Below are 19,763 nucleotides of genomic sequence, written 5' to 3'. Positions count from 1 at the left end.
GTTCACCGCCAGGACAGTGGGGTCCTCGTGGCCCCTCCGCCGCGCAGCACACGGGACAGTCCCAGCGCTGCCGTCCGTACCGCCGGGGCGAGTTGGGCGGGCCGGAAGCGGGTGCGCGGTACGGCGACCGAGAGAGCGGCGACCGCGGTGTCACCGGCGAACACCGGGGCCGCGATGCAGCTCACCTCCAACGCGGCCTCCTGCTCCTCGTAGGAGAGGCCGGAGACCTGGATCTTCTCCAGGGTCATGCGCAGCCGGGCCGGGTCGGTGATCGAGTGCGGGGTGAGGCTCGGCAGCGGGCGGGACAGCACCTCCTCCGTCAACTCGGCGCCGGAGAAGGCGAGTAGGGCCTTGCCGACCGCTGTACAGGTCAGGGGCAGGCTGCCACCGATGCGGGACGGCAGCCGCAGGGCCTCGTGGCCGTGGATGCGTTCGAGGTAGACCACCTCCATGCCCTCGCGGACGCCGAGGTGGATGGTCTCGCGGGTGGCCTCGAAGAGGTCCTGGAGGAAGGGCAGGGCCGTCTCGCGCAGATCGCGCCGGTGCGGCACGAGCGAGCCCAGCTCGAAGAGCTTCGCGCCGAGCAGATAGCGGGGACCCGAGCGCTCCAGCCAGCCCAGCCGGACGAGGTCGGCGGCCAGCCGGTGGACGGTGGGCTTGGGCAGTCCGGCGTGCTCGGAAAGTTCCGACAGACGGAACGGACCGCCGCTCGGGCTGAAGCAGTCGAGGATGAGCGCGGCTTTCTCCAGCATGCTGCCGCTCGCGTTGTTCCGTGTCACGGAACAAATATTGTCCCTTTGTGGGGATGCTGTCTATACCGGGAACTGCACCCGCACCATCCCTAAGACTCACACCTCTCCCCCAGACCCGTACCGCTCCCCCGGAGGTAACCCGTGCCCACCGAGTCCGACGGCGTCCGCGCGGACGCCGTGTCCCCGGCCGTGGTCAAGGCCGCCGACCTGCTGGCGGAGGCCACCCGCACCGGGGTCGCCTGCCCGCCCGTGCGTGAACTGCTCGAAGGTGGCGACCTGGAGACCGCCTACGCCGTGCAGCAACTGAACGTCCGACGCGGTGTGGACGCCGGCCGCCGCGTCGTCGGCCGCAAGATCGGCCTGACCTCCCCCGCCGTACAGCGTCAACTCGGCGTGGACCAGCCGGACTTCGGCGCCCTGTTCGCGGACATGGCGGTGCCCGACGGCGGCGAGGTACCCCTGGGCCGGCTGCTCCAGCCGAAGGTGGAGGCCGAGGTCGCGCTGGTCCTCGGCCGGGACCTGCCGGAGCGCGAGTGCACGATCGTCGACGTGCTGCGCGCGGTGGACTTCGCGCTGCCCGCGCTGGAGATCGTCGACAGCCGGGTGCGGAACTGGGACATCTCCCTCGTCGACACCGTCGCCGACAACGCCTCCTGCGGTCTGTACGTCCTGGGTGCCACGCCCGTGCCACTGACCGCCGTGGACCTGCGCGCGGTCACGATGACCATGACCCGGGGCGGCGAGACCGTCTCCGAGGGCACCGGCGCCGACTGCCTCGGCAGCCCCCTCACCGCCGCCGTGTGGCTCGCCTCGGCCCTCGCCGAGCGGGGCGACCCGCTGCGCGCGGGCGACCTCGTACTGACCGGCGCACTGGGCCCGATGACCCCGGCCGCACCGGGCGACACCTTCGAGGCCCACATCTCGGACCTGGGCTCGGTACGGGTCCGCTTCGCCGAGGAAGCCACCACAGCTTCGGAAGGGGACGGAAAGTGACCACGAAGGTCGCCATCATCGGCTCCGGCAACATAGGCACCGACCTCCTGATCAAGGTCCTCCGGCTGTCCGAGACCCTGGAGATCGCCGCGCTGGCCGGCATCGACCCGGACTCCGACGGCCTGGCCCGCGCCCGCCGCCTCAAGGTCGCCACCACCCACGAGGGCGTCGAAGGACTGGTCGCCCTGGACGAGTTCGCCGACGTCGACATCGTCTTCGACGCGACCTCGGCCGGCGCCCACCGCCACCACGAAGAAGTCCTACGGCCCCTGGGCCGCACCCTCGTCGACCTCACCCCGGCCGCCCTCGGCCCGTACGTCGTCCCCCCGGTCAACGGCGACGCCCACCTCGACGCCCCGAACGTCAACATGGTCACCTGCGGCGGCCAGGCCACCATCCCGATCGTCGCCGCCGTGGGCGCGGTCTCCCCGGTCCACTACGGCGAGATCGTCGCGTCCATCGCCTCGCGCTCGGCGGGCCCCGGCACCCGCGCGAACATCGACGAGTTCACCGAGACCACCTCCCAGGCCGTCGAGGTGGTCGGCGGTGCCGCACGCGGCAAGGCGATCATCGTCCTCAACCCGGCCGAACCCCCGCTGATCATGCGGGACACCGTGCACTGCCTGGTCTCCGACTGCGCGACCGAGGCGGTCACGGCGTCCGTCGAGGAGATGGTCGGCCGCGTCCAGGCGTACGTGCCCGGTTACCGGCTCAAGCAGAAGGTCCAGTACGACAAGGTGGCCGCCGACGACCCGCTGCGCACCCTCGCGCCGGGCGCGGGCGAGCTGCTGAAAGTGTCGGTGTTCCTGGAGGTCGAGGGCGCCGCCCACTACCTCCCCGCCTACGCCGGAAACCTCGACATCATGACCTCGGCCGCGCTGCGCACCGCGGAACGCATGGCCGGCCGCGCCCGCAAGGAGGCAGCCAAGTGACCCCGTCCCTCTACGTCCAGGACGTCACACTGCGGGACGGCATGCACGCCGTACGGCACCGCTACACCGTCGACCAGGCCCGCGCGATCGCCGGCGCCCTGGACGCGGCCGGAGTGGCGGCGATCGAGATCGCGCACGGCGACGGGCTGTCGGGCTCCAGCATCAACTACGGCGTCGGCGCCCACACCGACTGGGAGTGGATCGAGGCCGTCACCGGCGCCGTACAACAGGCCGTCCCCACCACCCTGTTGCTCCCCGGCATCGGAACCGTCCACGACCTCAAGCAGGCCCACGCCCTGGGCATCCGCTCGGTGCGGGTCGCCACGCACTGCACCGAGGCCGACATCTCCGCCCAACACATCGCCGCCGCGCGGGAGTTGGGCATGGATGTCGCCGGATTCCTGATGATGTCCCACATGGCCGAGCCGACCGAACTCGCCCGCCAGGCCAAGCTGATGGAGTCCTACGGCGCGCACTGCGTCTATGTCACCGACTCCGGGGGCCGGTTGACGATGGACGGGGTCCGGGACCGCTTCCGCGCGTACCGCGAAGTCCTCGCCCCGGAGACCGAGTTGGGCATCCACGCGCACCACAACCTCGCGCTGGGCGTGGCCAACACGGTCGTCGCGGTGGAGGGCGGCGCGATCCGCGTCGACGCCTCCCTCGCGGGCCAGGGCGCCGGTGCCGGCAACTGTCCGCTGGAGGCGTTCGTCGCCGTCGCCGACCTGATGGGCTGGAAGCACGGCTGCGACCTGTTCCCCCTCATGGACGCGGCCGACGATCTCGTACGACCGCTGCAGGACCGCGAGGTACGGGTGGACCGCGAGACCCTCAGCCTCGGCTACGCGGGCGTGTACTCCAGCTTCCTGCGCCACGCCGAGGCAGCGGCCGCGCGCTACGGCCTCGACACGCGGAGCATCCTGGTCGAGGCCGGGCGGCGGGCGATGGTCGGCGGCCAGGAGGACATGATCACAGACATCGCGCTGGACCTCGTCGCGCGTGCGGAGGGCTGACCCGGGTCGCGGAGGGCTGACCCGGGTCAGGGGGTCGTGTCCATGCGCTGCGTGCCGATGACCGACAGCAGCCGCAGGGCTCCCTCGGATGGTGAACCGGGAGTGGCCGTGTAGATCACGACCCGCTGATCCCGGTCGGAGATGTCGAGGACGTCGCAGTTGACGGTGACCGGGCCGACCGACGGGTGCTGGAAGGTCTTGCGGAAGGTGGGCGCGGCGGCCACGTCGTGGGAGTCCCACAACTCGGTGAACTCCGCGCTCCCGGCGAGGAGTTCGTCCACCAGCTCGGTCAGTTCCGGGTCGTCGGGGTAGCGGGCGGCGGCGGCGCGCAGGTCCTGGGCCGCGCGGCGCGCGAACTCGTCCGCGTCCGAGACCCCGTACAGCCGTCGCCCCGCCGGGTGCGGCCCGAGGAAGACCCGGCGCAGGAGGTTGCGGTCGCGGCGCGGCACGGCGGAGAAATCCTCCATGAGGGCGGCGGCCAGGTCGTTCCAGGCGATCACCTCGTGCGTCGCGGAGACCACGATCGCGGCGGCCTGCGGCAGCCGGTGCAACAGGTCGAGGATGCTCTGCCGCACCTCGCGCGAGGGACCGGGCGGCGGGCCCGGCGGTACGCCCGCGAGGTGGTGGAGATGGTCGCGCTCGGCGTCCGTCAGGCGCAGGGCACGGGCGAGCCCGGCCAGTACCTCGCGCGACGGATGCGGGCCGCGCGCCTGCTCCAGCCGTGTGTAGTACTCGGTCGAGATGAACGCCAGCTGCGCCGTCTCCTCGCGGCGCAGCCCCGGGGTACGGCGGCGCGGTCCCGTGGGCAGCCCCACCTCGGCGGGGGCGATCCGCTCACGCCTGCTGCGCAGGAAGTCGGCCAGTTCTCGTCGGTCCACTCCCCCAGTGTGTACGCGCGTCGGCGGGGCAGCCAGGTACTGCCGGTGCCTGGATCGCCCCCGCGGACCGGCGCAGGCTCGCTGCCATGACCAACACACCCACTCCTCCCTCCCTCGGCCTGCTGTCCGGCAAGGTCGCCTTCGTCACCGGCGCGGGACGCGGCATCGGCGCGGCGGCGGCGCGGCTGTTCGCCCGCGAAGGCGCCCAGGTACTGCTCGCGGCCCGCACGGAGGCCCAGCTGAAGACAGTCACCGAAGAGATCCGGGAGTCAGGCGGCACCGCGGACTACGTGGTGTGCGACCTGGCCGACGCGACCAGCGTGCGCGCGGCCGTCGACCGGACCGTCGACCTGTACGGCCGGCTCGACGTGGCCTTCAACAACGGCGCCACGATCCAACGCCCGGGCCCGATGGACGAGTTGCCGGAGAGCGACTTCGACCACGTCTACGACGTCAACCTCAAGGGCGTCTGGCTGGCCATGGTCGCCCAGGTCGCCGCGATCCGGGCCACCGCGGGAACCGGCGCCATCGTCAACAACTCCTCCGTGGGCAGCCTGATGGGCAACCCCGAACTGCCCGTCTACGGCGCGATGAAACGGGCGGTCAACAGCCTCACCGAGTCGGCCGCCATCACCTACGGCCCGGAGGGCATCCGCGTCAACGCCATCGCCCCCGGCAACACCCTCACCGAGATGATCCGCACCTGGGAGGAGCACTCCCCGGGCCTCCAGGATCGCCTCACGACGCACACCCCGCTGCGCCGTGCGGCCGACCCCGACGAGATCGCCCAGGCGGCGGCCTGGCTGCTCAGCGACCGCGCGTCCTTCGTGACCGGCACGGTCCTGCGGGTCGACGGGGGCGCACGGGCCTGACCGTCGGATCGAGCGGCTGGGCGATCCGCTGGACAGCCGGTTCAGACACCCGGATCAGGCAGCCGGTTCGGCAGCGGGTTCACCCGTAGGCTCCCGGCGGTTGTGGCGGCGGATGATCAGCCACGTTATCCAGCCGACGCCGATGATGAACCCGAAGCTGATGATCCGGTAGAGCACGACCGTGGCGATCGCGGTGCTGGTCGCGACCCCGCCCGTGACCAGCCCGAGGATCAGCGCGCTGTCGATGAGCCCGAGCCCGCCCGGGATGATCGTGAGGGTCCCGGCGGCCATGCCAGCGCAGAAGGCGAGGAGCAGTTGGGCGCTGCTGATCTGGGTGTCGCTGATGGCGTGGAAGCACAGCCACAGGCAGCCCGCGTCTAGCAGCCAGTTGAGTACGGCGAAGACGGCGGCGGCGACCGCGTGCCGGGGTTCGAGCCGGGCGGTGCGGAGCTGCTCGACGAAGCCGCGGACGCGGTCGAGGCCCTGGGTCTCGGGAAGGTGCCGCAGCCGGTTGACCTTGGCCAGCGCGGCGCGGGTGGCCGGTTCGACCTTCTCGGGGTGACGGGTGATGCGCCGGATGCCGACGGTGAGCAGCAGCACGGCCAGGCCGAGGGTGACGAGGCTGTGCCACTGCAGGCTTCCGTCGGAGGCGATCGCGGAGATCGCGGTGACGACGGCCAGGGCCGCCGCGGAGAGCAGACCGGACAGCGCGATGCACCAGGAGGCGACGGCGGGCGTGGCTCCGAAGCGGCGCATCTGCTGGTAGTTGAAGTGGGTGGAGAAGGCGGGCCCGCCGGGCAGGGTGACGCTGAGCGAGTGGGCCGCGTAGGCGAGGGCGATGTGCCGTTGGATCGGCACGATCACCCCGGCCGAGCGCAGCAGTCGGCGTTGCATGCGCGCGTAGCAGCCCATGGCGGCCACTTCGGCGACGAGCGCGACGGCGAACCAGTTCAGCCGGGGTGCGCGCAGCTGCGACAGCGCGGCGGCCAACGACGGCCAACCCAGGACGAGTTCGGTGGTGAACAGCGCGAGCAGGACCGTGATCACCGCCGGGCGCAGCCAGCGTCGGGTGCGCTGCGGGGCCGTGTCGGCCGGTTCGGTGGCGGTGGTGTCCGGAGCGTGCACAGGCAGGACCGTCGATTTCGTGAAGTGAGCTTCAGCCGTCGGCGATGCCGGCACCGCTCAATGCGGGGACGGCGTCCTCCGAGCGGATGAGGGAGCGGGCGCCGAGGCGGAACTGTTCCAGTTTATCCATGATGGTCCGGCCGACGGGCGTGTGCCCCCAGATGCTGATGCCCTGGTGGGTGCCGGGCTCCCAGGTCGCCTCGTCGACGACGACGGGATTCCAGCCGACCTCCCACTCGAAACCCGAAGGGCTGCGGGCGTAGTACGACAGCTCCTTGTCGTTGGTGTGCTGCCCGACGGACAGCGCCATGTCGAAGCCGAGTTCGCACACGCGCTGATAGCTCCGCGCGAGGTCGTCGAGCCCGGCCGCCTGGATGTTGAGGTGCTGGACACGGGTGCGGACCGGATCGACGGGCAGCCCGCGCACACCGGCGATCGCGACGGAATGGTGGCGTTCGTTGACCCGCAGGAAGCGGATCTTGAGCTTGACGCCGCTGATGGTCTCGCCGATGTAGTCGGTCAGCCGCGCGTCGAAGACGGTGTCGAAGTAGCCCCGCACCTGGGTCGGCTTGGCGGACGTGATCGCGACATGCCCCATCCCGGCGTCACCGGTGACGAATCCGGAGGCGAGCATGCGCAACGGCTCGGCGGATCGCACGGGAGTGGTGTAGATCTCCTGCGCGATGCCTTTGGGCCCGGGAAACCGCACGAGCCGCTCGACTCCGCGCAACGCCGCCTCCTCGGCGGTACCCGCGACGACCGGAACACCATGGGCCCGCACCCGGGCCTCGATCCGCTCGAAGGCGGCATGGTCGTCGACATGCCACCCCGTCGCTACGACGTCCTCGGCCGGCCCGCGCCGCACCAGGAACCGGCACTCCTGCTCGTCGAGACGGAACCGCATCAGCCCGGTGTCGAGCGCGTCATGGTGCATCCCGATGGCGTCGGTACCGAAGCGGCGCCAGTCGGCGAGGCGACCGGTCTCGATGACGATGTAGCCGAGGTGGACCGAGCCGAAGACGGAGGCGGTGTGGGGTGCGCCGGATGTGCTCATCGCCGCCCCGCCAGGAAGTCGGCACACAGGTGGTTGAACAACTCGGCGCGCTCCCACTGCACCCAGTGCCCGGTGTTGGCCACCCGGTAGAGGTCGCAGTTGGGCATCCTGTCGGCCAACAGGGCGCCACCGGAAGGCCTGTTGACCTTGTCCGCCGCACCCCACAGCACCAACGTCGGCACCGGCAGCCGGGACAGCCGCCGATCCCGGGTGAAGTCCATCTTCCACAGCGTGCGCAGGGCGTCCCGGCCGGACGGCCGCCGCAGCGGCGGGGCGGCAATCACCTCGGGATCGATGCTGGTCGCGTAGCGCGCGTCGATGAGGGCGTCCGGCACCTCGGCCGCGTTGAAGACGAGGTAGGTGCGGACGAACTTCTCCAGCTTCAGCCGTGAAGGCCCGTCCCCGGAGTAGTAGTTGAGCAGGCTGTTGAGTCCGGGGGTGGGCAGGGCCCGGGTGGTGCCGATACCGCCGGGCCCCATCAGCACCATGCGGTCGACCCGCTCGGGCGTGTCCAGCGCCAGCCGCAGCGCGCAGGCACCGCCGTAGGAGTTGCCGACCAAGTGGGCTTTGTCCAAACCGAGTTGGTCCATCAGGCCACGGATGCCGTCGGCCAGGTACCCGAAGGGGTCGGCGCCGTCGACGCCCTTGGTGCTGCGACCGTAGCCGGGCAGGTCGGGGACGATGACCCGGTACTCCTTGGCCAACTCCGCAATGTTGCGGGAGTAGTTGGAGACACCGGAGGCACCGGGTCCGCCACCGTGCAGCAGCAGTACGGACGGCCCCTCCCCCGTCTCCGCCACGAAGATCTTCTTGCCGGCGATGTCGAGCAGCGACTCCCGCATCGGCGGGGGCGGTGCGATACGCATGGTCATGCTGGATTCCTCACTGCGTGGTCGAGGCGGTCGTGCACGGCACTGGCGTGAACCGGGCCGGGGGCGGCGGGAGTTGGGCCCCGGCGCGTGCGGCGGCGTAGACGTACGCGTCCGGGCGCAGGGCGAGCGTGGCCGCCCGGTGCGCGGTCAGCCAGGGCAGGAGCACTCCGTCGCTGTCGACGAGGGTGTCCTCGGCGGGACGGGACCCGGCGGGCGTGACGCTCAGCGAGGGAAGGCCCAGGCGGTCCCAGGCGGGTTGGGGCACGGGCGGTCCGGCGTGCAGGAGCAGCCAGCGGCCGTCGAGCACGTCGTCCAGGCGTACGCGCTCCCCGTCCGGTCCGGTCACCCAGGGCTGCGGGAGCTGATGTCCGGAGGCCTTGGTGCGCGGGTGGGCCTGGAGACCGTCGACGTAGTGGGCGACGGGGATCCAGTTCGCGTCCTGCAGCCAACCGCTGAAGCCCGGTATCCGGTTGAGCGGGCGCAGTACGGCGTCGCGCAACTGGGCTGCCACGGGCCGCCGTTCGGTGATGATCCGGCCGACGAACACCGCCCGCCTGGTCACTTCCTTGACGTGCGGCTTGCGTTCGGTCTCGTAGGAGTCGAGGGCGGTGTCTGGCAGTTCGCCGCGCAGTACGGCGGCCAGCTTCCAGCACAGGTTGGCCACGTCGCGTACGCCGGCGGCCATGCCCTGGCCGATCCAGGGCGGCATCGCGTGGGCGGCGTCACCGGCGAGGAAGACGCGGCCCACGCGGAAGCGGGTGGCGAAGCGCACGTGGTGGCTGTAGACGGTGGCCCGCAGGACCTTGACGTTGTCCCGGCCGATCCCGTAGCGGGACACCAGTTCGTACACCGCGTCGTCGGTGGTCAGTCGCCGTTCGTCGTCGCCCGGGAGGATCGGGAACTCCCAGCGGTGGTGGCCCAGCGGTGTCGGGCAGTCCACGGCGGGCCGCGCCGGGTCGCAGCGGAAGCGCAGCCGGTCGTGGTCCGGCCACGGCTTGAGCATCTCGGTGTCGATGACGACCCACCGGTCCTCGTACGTCCGTCCCTCGTAGCCCACGTTGAGCTGCGCGCGGGTGAGGCTGGAGCCGCCGTCGGCGGCGATGACGTAGGAGGCGCGCAGGCGTCGTACGGAATCGTCGGCGGTGTCCAGTACCGTCAACTCGACGCCCTCCGGGCCCTGTTGGACCCGTAGGCACTCGTGGCCGAGCAGGATCTCGACGTTCGGGTAGCGGTCGACGCCGTCGCGCAGGACGCGCTCCAGGGCGGGCTGGTGGATGAACATCTGCGGCGGGTGGCCGTGGCCGCGCGGGGTCGGGTGCGCGGTGAGGAAGGCGCGGCCGTGGGCGTCGACGAAGTCGACGGGGCGTTCGGGGAGCATGTCGAGCTTGAGCCGTTCCGCCAGGCGGACGCGCTGCCAGATACGGACGACCTCCTCGTCGGTGGAGATGGCCCGGGCCCGGGTGAAGATCTCGGCGTCGCGCTCCAGCACGACGACCCGCAGGCCCAGCGCGCCCAGGAGGTTCGCGGCGGTGACTCCCGTGGGCAGGTAGCCGATCACCGCCACGTCGTGGACGCCGTCCTCGGCTCGGGTCCGAACTCCGCTCACCGGGCGGCCACTTCGTCGCCCCTGCCGTATCGGTTCTTGAAGGGTTCCTTCGCGCTCCCGTAGTTGATCGCGTCGAGTTGGCCGGGCGCGAAGCCGTCGTAGCCGTCGAGGAGGGAGTCGAGGAGACCGCCGCTCTCCTCGGGGGCGAAGGGGAAGTCGCTGCCGTAGAGGATGTGTCCGGGCGCGGCGAAGGCCAGCAGGGAGGGCAGGGCGGCCGGGGTGGAGGAGAGCGCGGTGTCGAAGTAGAAGCGCTGGAGGTCGGTGAGGATGCCGAGGGGTGTGGTGCCGGGGTTGAACTGGGCGCCGGCGGTGAACCGCCAGGCGGCGTACGGCAGGAAGCCGCCCGCGTGGGAGAGGATCACCCTCATCCGGGTGTGCCGGCTCATCACGCCGTTGAGCGTCATGTGCACCGCGGTGCGGGTGGTGTCGAAGGGGAAGTCCAGCAGCGGGCTGGGCATGCCCTCCAGCATGGGCAGCGGCGGCGCGGTGGGGTGGACGAAGACCACGGCGGCCCGTGCGTCCAACTCGGCCCAGAGCGGCTCGAATTCCTTGTCGCCGAGGTAGCGGCCGCCGACGTTGGACATCAGCACCACGCCGTCCGCGTGCAGTTCGTCCAGTGCGTACGCCGTCTCCGCGAGCGCGCCGTCCACGTCGGGCAGCGGGACGCCGGCGAAGAAGCCGAAGCGGTCGGGGTGGTCCTTGGCCAGTTCCGCGCTGAACTCGTTGACGGTTCGGGTGATCGCACGGGACTCCGTGTCGTCGCCGAAGTGGGTGCCCGGTGAGCTGACCGAGAGGATGCCGGTGGCTATGGACCGGCGGTCCATCATCGCGAGCGCGCTCCGCGCGTCCCAGGCCGGTGTGGGCCAGCCGCCGGCCGTCAACCCATGACGGTCCATCAACTTCCGGTAGGCGGGCGGGAGAAGGTGCTGGTGGACGTCGATGCGGTGCGCGGCGGGCATGTTCTCTCGCTTCCTCGTCTTCGGGCGGCCCTGCCGACGGGCGGTGCGTGTCGAGGTGTTCAGACGGACTCGGCGTGCTCCTGCTCGCGGCTGCTCTCCGTCGCCTTCGGCTCGGGCTCGTTGGTGGCACGGCGGCCGGGCAGCACCGCGAGGACGATCAGCGTGCCGGCGGCCATGATGATCCCGCCGACCAGGCTGGTCTGCGCGACACCGTGGGCGAAGGCCTCGTGCACGGCGTCCACCAGGGCCTGCGCCTGCTGCGGTCCGGCGGAGGGTGTCTTCGCGATCTCCTGGGCGACCGCCAGGCCGCCGCCGACCGAGTCCTTGGCGGTGTCCAGCGCGGCGGCGGGAAGGTGGCCGCCGACCAGGTCGGTCAGCTTGTCCTTGTAGGTGGTGCCCAGCAGCGAGCCCAGGATGGCGATACCCAGGGAGCCGCCCAGTTCCAGCGCGGTGTCGTTGGCGCCGCCGCCGACGCCGAGCTCGTTCTCCGGGAAGGCGCCCATGATCGTGTCGGTGGCCGGGGAGACGCTCAGCCCGATCGCGAAGCCCAGCAGCATCAGCGTGGGCAGGAAGTCGCCGTAGGTGGAGGCCTTGTCGATCCGGGTGAGGAGGAGGACGCCGACGGTGCCGAGCACCATGCCGGCCACGACCATCGGCTTCATGCCCAGCTTCGGGGTCAGCCGCCCGGTGACCGCGGCGCCGAGGAACACGGCACCGGCCAGCGGCAGCAGTCGTACGCCCGTCTCCAACGCGTCGTAGCCCAGGACGAATTGGAGGAACTGCGTGGCGTAGTAGATCGCGCCGAACGTGCCGAAGAAGAAGAACAGCACCGCCGCCATCGAGCCGCTGAAGGATCGCTGAGCGAACTTGCGGACGTCGAGCATGGGGTGCGGGTGACGCAACTCCCAGGCCACGAAGGCGGGTAGACCGACGGCGGCGACGACGGCCGCGGTGACCGGACCCGCGCCCCAGCCGAAGTGCGGGCCCTCGATGATCGCGTAGACCAGGGTGCCGACCGAGACGATCGAGAGCAGACCGCCCACGTAGTCGATGCGGCCCATCGCGTCCGCCTTGGACGGCGGTACGAGGACCAGGGCGCCGACGACCGCGACCAGGGCGATGGGCACGTTGATCAGGAACGTGGAGCCCCAGGCGTGGTCCTCCAGCAGCCAGCCCGCGACCAGCGGACCGACGGCGATGGCCAGGCCCGAGGTCGCGGTCCAGGCCGTGATGGCCCGCGCCCGCTCGCGCTTCGGGAAGATCGCGACCAGCAGGGACAGCGTGGCCGGCATGACCACCGCGGCGCCCACGCCCATGACCGCGCGGGCCGCGATGACCAGTCCGGTCTCGTGGACCAGGCTGCCCGTCACCGATCCGGCGGCGAAGATCACCAGACCGGTGAGGAGCGCGCCGCGACGGCTGTACTTGTCGCCGATCGCGCCCAGCACCAGCATCAGCGCGGCGTACGGGACGGTGTAGCCGTCGATGACCCACTGCAGATCACTGCTGCTCAGGCCCAGGTCCGTGGTCATGTCGGGCGCGGCCACGATCAGCGAGGTGTTCGCCATGACCACGATCAGCAGGCTCAGACAGAGCACGATCAGGGCGGACCAGCGCCGTGCGTACGGCCCGGTCATCTTGTCGACGGGTGTGGTGGCGAAGAGCGGCATCGGGGGCTCCTAGACGACATTAATTGCTCACTGATGTGCAGACTATTTTATTGCTCACTGATGTGCAACTATGCCGAGACGGATCAGCCCCGCCAGGAGGTGTCGACGTGACCGCCCGCAGCAGCGCCAAGGCGCGCGCCACCCGTGCCCGCATCCTGGACGCGGCCCGGCGCGAACTGGGCCGCGACCCCGACCGCGGCCTCGGTGCCGTCGCGGAGGCGGCCGGCGTGACGCGGCGCACCATCTACGCGCACTTCGCCGGGCGGGCCGCGCTCGTCGAGGGCCTCGCGGCGGACGCCGGGGAGGCGGTACGGCGTGCGAGTGCCGTCGCCCGGGCGCCTACGCCGGATCCCGTGACCTCCCTGGCGCGCCTCGTCCTAACCCTCTGGTCGGTCGGCGACCGCTACCGCACGCTCATCGGCCTCGCCCACCGCGACCTCGGCCCCGACCGGGTCGGCGCGCTCCTCGGCCCGGCCCGTGCCGCGGTCGCCGGAGTCCTCGCCCACGGTCAGCGGCAGGGCGTCTTCCACACCGCCCTCCCGCCGGGCCCGCTCGGCAGAGCCCTGGAGGCACACGTGCTGGCGCTGCTGGACAGCGTCAACTCCGGCCTCTGGACCGACGACGGCACGGCCGCCGCCACGGCGGTCCTGATCGCCATGGGCGTCCGACCCGACCTCGCGGCCACCACGGTCCGCGGCCTGCGACCGTCCCGTTGATTCCCGTTGAAGGAGACCCATGTACGAGCCCTATGAGTCCTGGGATGCGCACCACCCGCCCCGGAGGAACCGGCGCCCGGTCGTCATCGCCGTCGGCGCACTGCTCGCGCTGCTCTTCGTGCCCGTCGCCGCCGACCGCTTCGCGACGGCGCGGGTGGAGTCCCGTACGGCCACGGCGTTCCAGGCGGGCATGCACACGCCCGCGGCGCCGGAGGTCCATGTGCGGGGCTTCCCCGTGCTGACACAGCTGGCCGCCGGCACCCTACGGCACGTGGACATCACCGCGCACGACATACCGGCGAGCGATACCACCGGCCCGCTGCCGGTGAGCGAACTCTCCCTCCGGCTGAAGGAGTTGAGGAAGTCCGACGACGACACGGAGGCACTGGCCCGCTCCGCGGACGCGACCGCCCTGTTGTCCTACCCGGACGTGTCCGATGCCCTGGGGCTGGAGATCTCCCGGGGCACCCGTCCCGACCAGGTCCGCGCGAGCGTCCTGCTCCCCACCGGCGACGACGTCACCGTGGCGGCGACCGTCTCGGTACTGTCCGGCAACCGCATCGCCTTCAAGGACTTCCAGGTCACGGGCGGTCTGCTGCCGGAGATGGGGCGACTCGCACTCGGCAAGGTCTTCGAGCGGCCGATCCGGCTCCGCGACATCCCTCAGGGCCTGCACCTGCGGTCCGTCACCACGACGGAGAGCGGGCTGGTCGCCCGGCTGTCGGGCGAGTCGGTCACCTTCCGGTCCGACGACAGCTCGCGGGGCGATTCGGTGGAGGGCGACTCGTCGTACGGGAACGCCTGAGGCTCAGTCGTCGACAGCGCCGTCCGTCGGCGCGACCTCGTCCACCACGACTCGCGCCTGTTTCTCCGGCACACCGGCCGCGATGAGCGAGGCGACCGCCGCATGGGTGCCGTCGTCCTCCAGCGCCCCGGAGTTGACCTCTTCGAGCAGGGCGATCGACATGGCTTCGAGTCCGGCGCTCAGCACGGCGGCCGGCAGTTGGGTGTGGAAGACGCCGTCGCGCTGACCGCGGTCCAGGATGGCGGTGGCCGCGCGGCGGGCCGGTGACAGGATCTCGGTGACGCGCTCCATGCCCAGGTCGCGCCGGGCCAGCGCCAGGAGGAGCCGGTAGCGATCGCCCACGGTCCACATCGACAGCACGAAGCGCGCGTACGACCGCTCGGCCGACTCCACCCCCGCACCGGTCGGCGCCGGATCGGCGGGCAGCGCCGCCCGCAGGGCCTCCGACGCCTCCTCGGCCAGCGCCTCCAGCAGCGCCTCCCGGCCGGGGAAGTGCCCGAACAGCGTGCGTCGTACGACACCGGAGGCGCGGGCGAGTTCCTCCAGGGTGATGTCCGGGTTCAGGCCGAGTTCCCGGCGGGCCGTGGCCAGGATGCGTTCCCGGTTGGAGCGCGCGTTGCTTCGCTGGGGGACACGGGCCGGGGGCTTGGTCACGGACAACCTCGGTGAAGTACGGGAACTACGGAGCGGGGGCGAGCGGTACGTCCAGTCTGGCACGCGCCCTCGGCCCGACGGCGTCGCGGCGCCCCGCGCGGCCACCGACCCGCCCTCCGCGCCCGGCCCGAGACGCGAACCGAGGAGACGGCCCCCGCCCGCCATCCGTCCATCCGTCAGTAGTAGGCGCGAAGGTAGCGGTCCAGCCGCGACTGAGCGTTGTCCACGCTCAGCCCGAGCGCCTTGCCGAGTGCCTCGCCCGGCACATCGTCGGCCTGCGCCCCGTACGCCGCCTCCTTGCCGACCCGGGCCGCCAGGCGTTCCAGGATGGCCACCGCCTTCAGCGCGGCGACCGGTGCCGTGTCCGAGAGCGCGTCGAGCCGTCCCTCCAACTGCTCCATCAGCTCGGAGAGTTCCTCCGGCAACGGGACTGTCCGGCGTTCGACGGCGTGGATGTGTTCCCACCACTCGTCGTACGCGTCGGAGGTGTCCAGGTCGTCGAGGTCGTGGTCCTCCACCTGGTCCCAGTCGATGGGATGACTGTCCCCGCGCCACCCGCAGGCGCAGGAGGCCCGCCAGCCGGCCGCCTTGGGCCGGCCCGTCCAGCCGTTGTAGGCCCACCACTCACGCGTCTCGAAGCCACAACTGCCGCTGCCCACATCCAGATACACGGACTTCGGCTCACTGCCGTCGGCGAGGACCGCCCCCACGATGCCCTCGTGGGACTCCCCGAACTCCTCACTCCGCCACGCCACAACTCCCCCTTCCGGCAACCCCGCGACGGCCGGGCGCGCACCTGAGGTGCCGGCCCGGCCACAGTACGAGAGTGCCGCAGAACGGACATCCGGGGAGGGTGAAAGCACCCAACAGCCCGGATTGTTGGGCCGGATCGCCCGTCAGGCGACCGCGGGGTCGAGCAGCCCCGCGCGCAGGCGGCGGAGCATCCGGCTGATGAGCCGGGACACGTGCATCTGGGAGACGCCGAGTTCCTCGCCGATCTCGGCCTGGGTGCGCTCCTCGACGTAGCGCATGTGGATGATCTTCCGCTCGCGGTCGTCGAGTTGGGCGAGGAGGGGGGCCAAGGAGCTGAGGTCGTCGACCAGTTCGAGGCCCGGGTCGTCCGAGCCGATGACGTCGGCCAGCACGGTCTCGCCCTCGGCGCCCGCGTCGGAGCTGAGCGCGGCGTCGAGCGAGGAGGAGGTGTAGCCGTTGGACGCCTTGCGGGCCTCGATGACCTCTTCCTCGGTGAGGCACATCAGCGCGGACAGCTCGCGCGTGGTCGGCGTACGGCCGAGGCGGGACCGCAGTTCCTCGGTCGCCTTGGCCAGCTCGACGCGGGCCTCCTGCAGCCGGCGCGGCACGTGGACGGCCCAACTGGTGTCGCGGAAGAAGCGCTTGATCTCGCCGACGATGTAGGGGACGGCGAACGACGTGAACTCCACCTGCCGCGAGAGCTCGAACCGGTCGATCGCCTTGATGAGTCCGATCGTGCCGACCTGGACGATGTCCTCCATCTCGTTGTTGCTGCGGCTGCGGAAGCGCGCGGCCGCGTAGCGCACGAGGGAGAGGTTCATCTCGATCAGGGTGTTGCGCACGTACTGGAACTCGTGGGTGCCCTCCTCCAGCGAGGTCAGCCGGTCGAAGAACTGGCGCGACAGCTCACGCGCGTCCTTCGGGCTCACCTTCGACGGCTCCGCGATCAGCGGAAGAGCCTCCCCGATCCCCGGGAACGCCTCTCCGGCCGTCGTCCGCCGCCCTGCCGTGGCCGGTGCCTGCGCTGCCGTCACGGCTGCCATAACGCCCACCCCATTCGTCCTATGGAACTGCCGACAAGAGTCCCCTGCCCCGGTTTTCGTGCCTCACTCCCCCTCATCCGGCCAAATCCGGGGCGGGCACCTCGTTTTCCGTACCGCAGTGCTCACCGAAGTACCCGCGGTCTACGCGTTCTTGGCGCCGACGCCCGCGTAGACCCAGTACTCCGACGGGTTTTCGGGGATCTCGTCCGCCGGGTCCGGGCGCCACAGGGGGACGTAGGTCAGGCCGGGCGCGACGAGGTCGAAGCCGTCGAAGAGGCCGAGGATCTCGTCGTAGGAGCGGGCGGTGACGGGTGAAGTGGCCCTGGAGCTGTACAACTTGCCCACGGCGGCGGCCGTGTCCGGGCGGTCCTCGTTGGTGGCGTGGCTCATGGCCAGCCAGCTGCCGTCGGGCAGTTCGTCGCGGATGGCGGCGACGATGCCGGCCGGGTCCTCCGCGGGTGTGACGAAGTGCAGGATCGTGATCATCAGGACGGCGACGGGCTGGTCAAAGTCGATCAACTTCCGTACCTGCGGGGAGGACAGGACGTCGGCCGGTCTGCGGATGTCACCGTCGACGATGTCCGCGTCCGGGTTGTCGGCGAGGAGGGAGGCGCTGTGGGCGACGGCCACCGGGTCGTTGTCCACGTAGACCACGCGGGCTCCGGGGCTGGCGGCCTGCGCGACCTCGTGGACGTTGCCCTGGGTGGGGATGCCCGAGCCGAGGTCGATGAACTGCCGTACGCCGGACGCGACAAGGAAGCGCACGGCCCGGCCGAGGAAGTCACGGTTGGCGCGGGCCAGGGTGCGCACCTGGGGGTCTATCGCCGTGAAGGCCGCCAACGCCTCGCGGTCTATGGCGAAATTGTGTTCACCACCCAGCATCGCGTCGTACATTCGGGCGACACTCGCCTTGCGAGGATCGACCCCCTGCGGCAGACCTGCGCTGTCCTGCACCACAACTCCCTCTCGCCCCAGGTTCCTTGACGCGTCATCATATAGTTGCCGAGGAAAACACGGCAGACCGCTTGCCCCCCACGTCACGCGGCCGGTCCCCACCCGGAAAGGCACGACCCTGCGGAACCAACCGCGCAGTCACCACGGTGACGCAACCCCTGCCGGGCCCCCACGCCGCAGGCAGGCCTTCGCCCCCGCCGCGGACGTGATCGGCTCGGAGCTCGACCTGCGGCTGACCGGCAGCCACGTCGTGCACGCGCTGACGCCCGGGTTCTGCGACGCGGCGTCGGTGTACCTGCTGGAGCGGTGGGTGCTGGAGGAGAACGCGTATCCCGCCGTGGATCCGCCGCAGATCGAGGCGCGTCGGCTGGCGGTGCGGGTGGGCACGGAGGCGCCCGAGAGCTGGGACGGTGTGCTGCCGGTCGGCGAAGTGGTCGTCTTCCCGCGCGAGACCCCGTACGCACGCGCCCTCGCCAGCGGTCACTCGCAGGTCCTCGACGGAGTGGACAAGCACACCTCCGAGCGGCTGCTGGCCTCCGCGGGCGGCGACGCGCGGCGCATAGACGATCTGCTGGGCACGGCGTCCTTCCTCGTCGTCCCGCTCCAACTGCGGGGCGCCACCGTCGGGTTCGTCGCCTGCACGCGCGGCCCGGAGCGGGACCCGTTCCTGCCCGGCGAGGCCGTGGCGGTCGAGTCGCTGGCGGCGCGGGCCAGTGTGGCGCTGGACAACGCGCGCCGCTACGAACGCGAGCGCCGCACCGCGCTGGCCATCCGCAACAGCCTGCTCCCGGACCCGGCCCAGGCGTTCCCCGGCTGCCGTATCGCGCACGGCTATCTCCCGGCCGGCCAGGGCAACATCATCGGCGGCGACTGGTTCGACGTCCTGCCCCGCCCCGGCGGCCGGGTCGGTCTGGTCGTCGGCGACGCGATGGGCCACGGCCCCGAGTCCGCCGTGGCCATGATCCAGTTGCGTACGGCCGTGCGCACCCTGGCCCGACTCGACATGGAACCGCCCGAACTCCTGCGCAGGCTGGACGAGTTGGCGTACGACACCCCGGGCGCGTCCTTCGCCACCTGCATCTACGCCGAGTGGGACGCCCGGGCCCACACCTGCACCCTGGTCGGCGCCGGTCACCCGCCGCCGCTGCTGCGCGGCCCGCACGGACCGGCCGTACCGGTCACGCTGGCCAGTGCGGGGCTGCCGCTGGGGCTCGGCACGGGCAACTACGAGGCCACGGTGCTGACCATCGACGAACCGGCGCTGCTCCTGCTGTACAGCGACGGGCTGGTCGAGTCGCGGCACGCCGACATCGACCAGGAGATCGCCGGTCTGGCCCGGGCCCTGGACACGGCCGCCGCAGAACCCACGCCGGCCGGCGGACCGGAGGCGTTCCCCTCGCTGTGCGAGCGGCTGCTGCGCGCCCCGTCCGCGACGCCCGGGGCGGACGACCGGACGCTGCTGCTGGCCGAGTTGACGCCCGCGACCACCTGAACAGGCCGCGGGCGTCCTCGCCCCCTCCAGGTGTCCGGCCTCAGTAGCCGGTGGACAGTGTGGCCCACACGGCTTTTCCGCCGGTGAGCGCGGATCTGTCGACCCCCCAGGTGTCCGCGACGGCCTGCACGATGAACAGTCCGCGCCCGCTCTCGTCGTCGACGTTCGGCTCGCAGCGGGAGAGATCACTGCCCGTGTAGTCGTGGTCGTGTACCTCGATGCGGAGACTACGGTCGGTGACGAGCCCGACACCGCACAGGAGCCTCGCGCTGGGTGTGTGGCACACCCCGTTGGTGGCCAACTCGGAGATGACCAGCACCGCGTCGTCGCGCACTCCTTCGGGCAGGCGCCACTTGGCCAGTTGCGCGCCCATGGCGTGCCGGGCGGTCCGGACACCGGAGCGGTGCGCGGGAAGTTCCAGCCAGTGCGCCAGGTCCGGGCTGACGACGTCTAAAAGCTGCGGGGAGGGAGTCGTGTGGGGGGACACGGTGGTTCGCCTTCCATCGGGGGCGGGCGCAGGCGGGAGACGCACAGCATCAGCAACAGGCCTGCCGTGGATGGGGTGTTCCAGCGGGAGGCCCAGGTCGCTCACACAAGTAACTATGCCCATAGCTCAGTTC

The 19,763-nt window shown here is 71.4% G+C and carries 20 protein-coding genes; 7 read left to right on the top strand and 13 right to left on the bottom strand.

Annotated features, from left to right (window positions below; translation table 11 throughout):
• Window positions 1–2: 2 nt before the first annotated feature.
• Window positions 3–752 carry an IclR family transcriptional regulator gene (locus OG407_RS46765; protein ID WP_405868944.1) on the bottom strand — a complete coding sequence of 250 codons (750 nt, stop codon included), beginning with the start codon at window positions 750–752 and terminating at the stop codon, window positions 3–5.
• 141 nt (window positions 753–893) lie between these two features.
• On the opposite strand from OG407_RS46765, the gene mhpD reads away from it, so the two are divergent.
• Genes mhpD through dmpG form a run of 3 tightly spaced genes read left to right on the top strand, consistent with a single transcriptional unit; the run spans window position 894 to window position 3,690 of the window.
• Window positions 894–1,745: a 2-keto-4-pentenoate hydratase gene (mhpD, locus tag OG407_RS46760; protein WP_405867196.1), complete on the top strand. Its 852-nt coding sequence runs from the start codon at window positions 894–896 to the stop codon at window positions 1,743–1,745.
• Complete coding sequence (locus tag OG407_RS46755; protein ID WP_405867194.1) at window positions 1,742–2,677, top strand: acetaldehyde dehydrogenase (acetylating); 936 nt, start codon at window positions 1,742–1,744, stop codon at window positions 2,675–2,677. The genes mhpD and OG407_RS46755 overlap by 4 nt, the downstream gene beginning before the upstream one ends.
• Entirely contained in the window at window positions 2,674–3,690 is a 1,017-nt protein-coding gene (gene dmpG, locus OG407_RS46750) for a 4-hydroxy-2-oxovalerate aldolase (protein WP_405867192.1), read from the top strand. Before OG407_RS46755 ends, dmpG begins: the two co-directional genes overlap by 4 nt.
• Before the next feature lie 26 nt (window positions 3,691–3,716).
• On the opposite strand, the gene OG407_RS46745 is transcribed toward dmpG, so the two are convergent.
• On the bottom strand, window positions 3,717–4,568 hold the full coding sequence (locus OG407_RS46745; protein ID WP_405867190.1) for a helix-turn-helix transcriptional regulator: 852 nt from the start codon (window positions 4,566–4,568) through the stop codon (window positions 3,717–3,719).
• Between the two features lie 86 nt (window positions 4,569–4,654).
• Between OG407_RS46745 and OG407_RS46740 the strand changes: the two genes are divergently transcribed.
• Window positions 4,655–5,440 (top strand): SDR family NAD(P)-dependent oxidoreductase, encoded by a 786-nt coding sequence (locus OG407_RS46740; protein ID WP_405867188.1) that lies wholly within the window; start codon window positions 4,655–4,657, stop codon window positions 5,438–5,440.
• 54 nt (window positions 5,441–5,494) lie between these two features.
• Here the strand turns inward: OG407_RS46740 and OG407_RS46735 are convergent, their stop codons facing one another.
• From OG407_RS46735 to OG407_RS46710, 6 genes are read right to left on the bottom strand one after another with little or no spacing between them, the layout of a single operon-like run.
• Entirely contained in the window at window positions 5,495–6,565 is a 1,071-nt protein-coding gene (locus tag OG407_RS46735; protein WP_405867186.1) for a YbhN family protein, read from the bottom strand.
• Window positions 6,566–6,596: 31 nt separating this feature from the next.
• A complete protein-coding gene (locus tag OG407_RS46730; RefSeq protein WP_405867184.1) occupies window positions 6,597–7,619 on the bottom strand; it encodes a VOC family protein in 1,023 nt (340 codons plus the stop codon).
• A complete protein-coding gene (locus OG407_RS46725) occupies window positions 7,616–8,485 on the bottom strand; it encodes an alpha/beta fold hydrolase (RefSeq protein WP_405868942.1) in 870 nt (289 codons plus the stop codon). Before OG407_RS46725 ends, OG407_RS46730 begins: the two co-directional genes overlap by 4 nt.
• 16 nt (window positions 8,486–8,501) lie before the next feature.
• Window positions 8,502–10,097 carry a bifunctional 3-(3-hydroxy-phenyl)propionate/3-hydroxycinnamic acid hydroxylase gene (locus OG407_RS46720; RefSeq protein ID WP_405867182.1) on the bottom strand — a complete coding sequence of 532 codons (1,596 nt, stop codon included), beginning with the start codon at window positions 10,095–10,097 and terminating at the stop codon, window positions 8,502–8,504.
• Complete coding sequence (locus OG407_RS46715) at window positions 10,094–11,056, bottom strand: amidohydrolase family protein (protein ID WP_405867180.1); 963 nt, start codon at window positions 11,054–11,056, stop codon at window positions 10,094–10,096. Before OG407_RS46715 ends, OG407_RS46720 begins: the two co-directional genes overlap by 4 nt.
• 59 nt (window positions 11,057–11,115) lie before the next feature.
• Window positions 11,116–12,726: an MFS transporter gene (locus tag OG407_RS46710; RefSeq protein WP_405867178.1), complete on the bottom strand. Its 1,611-nt coding sequence runs from the start codon at window positions 12,724–12,726 to the stop codon at window positions 11,116–11,118.
• Window positions 12,727–12,833: 107 nt separating this feature from the next.
• On the opposite strand from OG407_RS46710, the gene OG407_RS46705 reads away from it, so the two are divergent.
• Together OG407_RS46705 and OG407_RS46700 are read left to right on the top strand one after the other, a co-directional pair.
• Complete coding sequence (locus tag OG407_RS46705; RefSeq protein WP_405867176.1) at window positions 12,834–13,442, top strand: TetR/AcrR family transcriptional regulator; 609 nt, start codon at window positions 12,834–12,836, stop codon at window positions 13,440–13,442.
• 19 nt (window positions 13,443–13,461) lie between these two features.
• The gene (locus OG407_RS46700) at window positions 13,462–14,247 is read left to right on the top strand and encodes a DUF2993 domain-containing protein (RefSeq protein WP_405867174.1); all 786 of its coding nucleotides are present in this window, start codon (window positions 13,462–13,464) and stop codon (window positions 14,245–14,247) included.
• Between the two features lie 3 nt (window positions 14,248–14,250).
• Here the strand turns inward: OG407_RS46700 and OG407_RS46695 are convergent, their stop codons facing one another.
• From OG407_RS46695 to OG407_RS46680, 4 genes are all read right to left on the bottom strand, one after another.
• On the bottom strand, window positions 14,251–14,901 hold the full coding sequence (locus tag OG407_RS46695) for a TetR family transcriptional regulator (protein WP_405867172.1): 651 nt from the start codon (window positions 14,899–14,901) through the stop codon (window positions 14,251–14,253).
• 176 nt (window positions 14,902–15,077) lie between these two features.
• Window positions 15,078–15,656, bottom strand: coding sequence for a hypothetical protein (locus OG407_RS46690; protein ID WP_405867170.1), 579 nt, complete (start codon window positions 15,654–15,656; stop codon window positions 15,078–15,080).
• A 141-nt stretch (window positions 15,657–15,797) separates the two neighbouring features.
• A complete protein-coding gene (locus tag OG407_RS46685) occupies window positions 15,798–16,697 on the bottom strand; it encodes a SigB/SigF/SigG family RNA polymerase sigma factor (RefSeq protein WP_405867168.1) in 900 nt (299 codons plus the stop codon).
• A 141-nt stretch (window positions 16,698–16,838) separates the two neighbouring features.
• On the bottom strand, window positions 16,839–17,651 hold the full coding sequence (locus OG407_RS46680) for an SAM-dependent methyltransferase (protein WP_405867166.1): 813 nt from the start codon (window positions 17,649–17,651) through the stop codon (window positions 16,839–16,841).
• 205 nt (window positions 17,652–17,856) lie between these two features.
• Here OG407_RS46680 and OG407_RS46675 point away from each other — a divergent pair, with 205 nt between their 5' ends.
• On the top strand, window positions 17,857–19,143 hold the full coding sequence (locus OG407_RS46675) for a PP2C family protein-serine/threonine phosphatase (RefSeq protein WP_405867164.1): 1,287 nt from the start codon (window positions 17,857–17,859) through the stop codon (window positions 19,141–19,143).
• Between the two features lie 40 nt (window positions 19,144–19,183).
• Here the strand turns inward: OG407_RS46675 and OG407_RS46670 are convergent, their stop codons facing one another.
• Window positions 19,184–19,630 carry an ATP-binding protein gene (locus OG407_RS46670; protein ID WP_405867162.1) on the bottom strand — a complete coding sequence of 149 codons (447 nt, stop codon included), beginning with the start codon at window positions 19,628–19,630 and terminating at the stop codon, window positions 19,184–19,186.
• Window positions 19,631–19,763 lie beyond the last annotated feature (133 nt).

It is taken from the genome of Streptomyces sp. NBC_01515 (assembly GCF_045040345.1).
GTDB lineage: Bacteria > Actinomycetota > Actinomycetes > Streptomycetales > Streptomycetaceae > Streptomyces.
This window is presented reverse-complemented; position numbering and strand designations above follow the sequence as displayed.